We start from the raw sequence: 4,071 nt of genomic DNA, 5'->3' as shown, positions 1-4,071 counted from the left end.
CGTCAGCGTGTTGTCCGCGAAACTCGCCTCGGCGCTAAAGAACGCAGATGTGCCAACGCCTGCTCCTGCGGAGGCGATGCCGACGGCACCGAGGCCGGCGAGTACGCGGCGGCGGGAAAGGTCGTACAGTTTCGGGTTGTTGTCGTCTGTCATTGGTCTGGGTTCCCATCGGGCGACGACCCACCGCAGGCCGCCATGTCCAATTGGGCTACCTCACACCAGACGGGATTCGGTATTAGTCATGCGCTGATTGAAGGTCTTAGACCCTAAAACACCTGTTTTGAAGTATTCCGTTACCGCCAAAGAGGGATTCAGCACCAATCACCTACCAGTGTTTAGGATGGTCATACCGGTTGAGTAGAGGTTGTATACCGCTGTGAGGACTTCGGTATGGAGAGCGTGCCACTCTGGGGATGTACAGTAAGTAGTCCATACATATGCGCTGATGATACGTGGTTGCCGCTGATTCCAGACCGGTACAGTGTCCATACTCGTAGCGGTCGATCCTGACGACGCCCGCAACGCACGGGGTCGGCCGCGTCCGGAGTGTCGTGTCGAGCTCCCTGTGAGCCGAGTCCGACGGGCCGTCTCAGCTCTGCTGTGGGGTGTTGTTGCCGACGGGCGTTCCGGTCGGCGTCGGTTCGGGCGTCGTGAACGGCGTCTCGTTGTGCCGGGACTGCTCGACCTCGAAGCCGAAGTCGAAGCCGACAGAGTCAGACTGTACCTCGTTGCCGACCTCGAAGGGGAGCTCCCACTCGAACCCGATACACTGGGTGGTCGCGCCGGGGTACGGCTGGTCGCCCTCCTCCTGCCGGTTCCCGTCAAGGAGCACGCCTTCCGAGAGCTGGGCGAACACTTCGGCCATCGTCCCCTCCGCGATCTTCTGTTCGCCGTCGAGGACGATCTGGGCGATCTCCGCGTAGACCGTGTCCAGATCCGCACCATCGGGGGCGACGAACGCGTCGTCGGACGAGGACGCGATGCTCTCGAGGAACACCTCGTCGGCGCCGGACCCGAGCGCGATGGTGAAGATACGGATGTTGCTCTTGGCGCTGTTCGCCGCGGCCGTGGCCGCGCTGTCGCTGTTGGGCGAGCCGTCCGACAGCAGGATCATGACCTTCGATGCGCCAGCGGTTGCGTTCGTCCCGGTAAGCAGTTCGGTCTCCGCGGTCGAGATGCCGGCCGACATATTCGTCGACCCCGAGTCGTCGTAGGTGTCGATAGCGTCCTTGACAGCCTGGTAGTTCGTCGTCAGCTCTTGGTCTAAGGACGCGGACGCCGCGAACGATATCGCCGCCGCTTCATCGGGGATCGAGAGGTTGTCGACGAAGTCCTTCCCTGCGGTCTTGAGCTGAGCGAGTTCGCTCTCCGTGATGGATCCTGACGTGTCACTCACGAGTGCGACTTCCAGTTCGTTCTGCTGGCCCGTGCCGGTCGGCTCGAAGACGTTGTCGCAGTCCTCGTCGTACCAGACGCAGACCTCGATGGCGTCGGCGAGTTCGCCGAGTCCGTCGGTGTCCTCGCCCTCCGCTTCGAGTTCGGGCTCGGTCTGGCCGTTCTCGGCGCTGTTGGTGATGTCGCCCACCATCCGGAGGTAGCCGGGGTTGTCGCAGATGTGGATGCTCACGGTGACTTCCCCGGAGTCGCCGGGCTTCACATCCGAGAGGGTGAACATCGGGATCCCGTCGCCGTTGACGAGGAACTCGTCGGCGTCGGGGCTGCAGAAGTCGAACGCCTCGCCCTGGACGCGGTCCTCCCACGCCTGCTCGTCCTCGGGTGAGGGAGCCTGGGCGAGGAGGTACCGGCCCGTCGGTTCGCCGTCTTCGAGGATCTCCTCGGCGTCGGGGTAGTCCATAGCCTTGACCGCGTCGAGCCGCCCCGGGCCGCCGAAGTAGGTCGCTTTGTAGTCGAGCTTCAGGTCGAGCGTTCCGGCCTGGAGCGTATTGTCCGTGAATTCCTCCTGGTCGGAGAAGAAGGCGCTGGTCCCGAGACCGGCGCCCGCGGAGGCGATGCCGACCGCTCCGAGCCCCGCGAGGACGCGGCGGCGGGAGAGGTTGTACAGCTGTAGTTCGTCGTCTTGTGTCATTGTTGTCTTGTGTGTCGGTCGTTTGTGTTCGATTCCTGTTTCCCAGCCTCGGTGGAAGGAAAGTACCCACCGGGGGAGTCGAACCCCCGTGGTACCGGTGTGGGTCGGAGTCGGCGCCGTGGTTCGGCTCAGGTCGTCGTGTTCGTGCCGGAGCCGTCGTTATGGCGGCACTGTTCGGTGTAGAATCCGAGGTCGAAGCCGAGCGTGTCGCCCTGGATCTCGTTGCCGACTCCGAAGGGGAGTTCCTACGCGAAACCCACGTCGAGCGTCGTCTCCCCGGGGAGACAGTCGCGTTCGGAATCGGTCTCGCCCGCCGCGAATCCCATAAACGGCTCGCGATCGTCGAGCGGGATCCGGCCGTCGTTGCGGTCAAGGACCTCGAACGCGGCCGCGAGCGTCCCCGGCTTCGTGCTGTTGAGGCCCGTGTAGGTCTGCTGCCAGCTGACCTTCAGATCGAGCTCGCCGGCGGTCAAGGTATTGTCTCCGAACGTCTCCTCGTCGGAGAAAAACGCGCTCGTGCCGAGGCCGCTGCCAGCGGAAGCGAGCCCAACGGCACCCAGGCCGGCGAGCATCTTGCGGCGTGAGAGGGTGTATCGTTGTAGTTCGGTTGTCATTGGGTTGGAGTTGGATTTTCTGTTATGAGAGTCGGATCGGACGGCCCGATCGGCCGACCGGTGGCCGGTCGTGGTTCAGATCGTCAGCGTCCCCGACGGATTGACGATCAACTGGTTGCTTGGGATGCCGCTGCTGGAGAGGCCGCCACCGTCGGTGGCAAACACTTCGTTGATGACGATCGCCGAGGGGACGCCCGGCAGTTCGGGCACGTCCGCGTCGGCGGCCATCGCGCTCCAGTCGATGATGAACGTGTACGTCCGCTGGTCAGGGGACTCGATGGCGGTAAACCCGGATATCTGGCTGCCGGAGACATCACCGAACGTGCCGTTGGAAAGCCTCCGACGGAGATACCCCCCGGCGTTGGGGCCGTTGACGTCGCTCGGATCCGCCTGCGGGCCCGCGTACCCGAGTCGGAAGTCATCGTTCGGACTGTCTCCGAGGCCACCTGCGTCGTTGTCGACATTGATGTTGACCTCCAGCTGGTAGCTGTTGGGATTTGCGGGGAATCCAGCGTAGACGCTGTCATCAACATCGACGCGGACTACCGTGACCGGACCGGAGTTCACCGAGGCGGTCAGGAAGTAGTTACCGGTGGGGTCGGGATCCGTCTGGAGAACCGTGTCAGCGAACGGAACCTGGCTGCCATCGTTGTGGCGTTCCTGTTGTGCCAGGAACGTGAGATCGAACGCGACGGAGTCGCTCTGGATCTCGTTGCCGACCGAGGTGGGCACTTCCCACGCGAATGCGAGACAGACATCCTCGTCGAAGCTCTCCTCCGGCGTACCGGTGAAAGCCTGCCGACCAGCCGAGTCGGGGTCGGCGTCAAGCGGAACGCCGGTGCCGAGGTACGCGAGCGTCTCCCGGAGCGTCCCCTCGAAGAGGACGTTGTCGAACTGCGATTCGCTCGGACGATCCTTCTCGCTCGGGTCGAAGCTCGGGTCAGCGTAGAACAGCGTTACCTCGATCGCGTCCGCGAGCTCGCCGTTGCCGGCGCCGGTAGTCGAATCGATCGCCTGCTCGGGCTCGGGCTGTCCGTTCTCGTCATTTTCGGTTAGTTCGCCGCCGGCCCAGATGTAGCCGGGGTTGTCGACGATCGAAAAGCAAAACGACCCACAGCTGTAGTCGCCGGGCTTGACGTCGTCGAGTTGCTGGCTGACCGTCGGTGCCTGGCCGTTCTGGACGCCGCCGAAGGCTTGTCCGCCCTCGTTCGCGGCGCCCTGATACTCGTAGACGTTTGCCTGTACGGAGAGGTCGAGCGTCCCGGCCGTCAGCGTGTTGTCCTCGAAACTCTCCTCGTCGCTAAAGTACGCAGAAGTGCCAACGCCTGCGCCCGCGGAGGCGATGCCGATAGCACCGAGGCCGGCGAGTAC

General features: G+C 63.7%; 2 protein-coding genes and 1 pseudogene. All 3 read right to left on the bottom strand.

Annotated features, from left to right (window positions below):
- Window positions 1–589 precede the first annotated feature (589 nt).
- The gene (locus Z052_RS01150; protein ID WP_099288577.1) at window positions 590–2,086 is read right to left on the bottom strand and encodes a VWA domain-containing protein; all 1,497 of its coding nucleotides are present in this window, start codon (window positions 2,084–2,086) and stop codon (window positions 590–592) included.
- 425 nt (window positions 2,087–2,511) lie between these two features.
- A pseudogene (locus Z052_RS20815) lies at window positions 2,512–2,700 on the bottom strand (SipW-dependent-type signal peptide-containing protein); the annotation flags it as partial.
- Window positions 2,701–2,775: 75 nt separating this feature from the next.
- A partial coding sequence (locus tag Z052_RS01140) for a SipW-dependent-type signal peptide-containing protein (protein ID WP_099288573.1) occupies window positions 2,776–4,071 on the bottom strand: 1,296 nt, incomplete at its 5' end.

Source organism: Halorubrum sp. C191 (genome assembly GCF_002727095.1).
Classification (GTDB): Archaea; Halobacteriota; Halobacteria; order Halobacteriales; family Haloferacaceae; genus Halorubrum; species Halorubrum ezzemoulense.
This window is presented reverse-complemented; position numbering and strand designations above follow the sequence as displayed.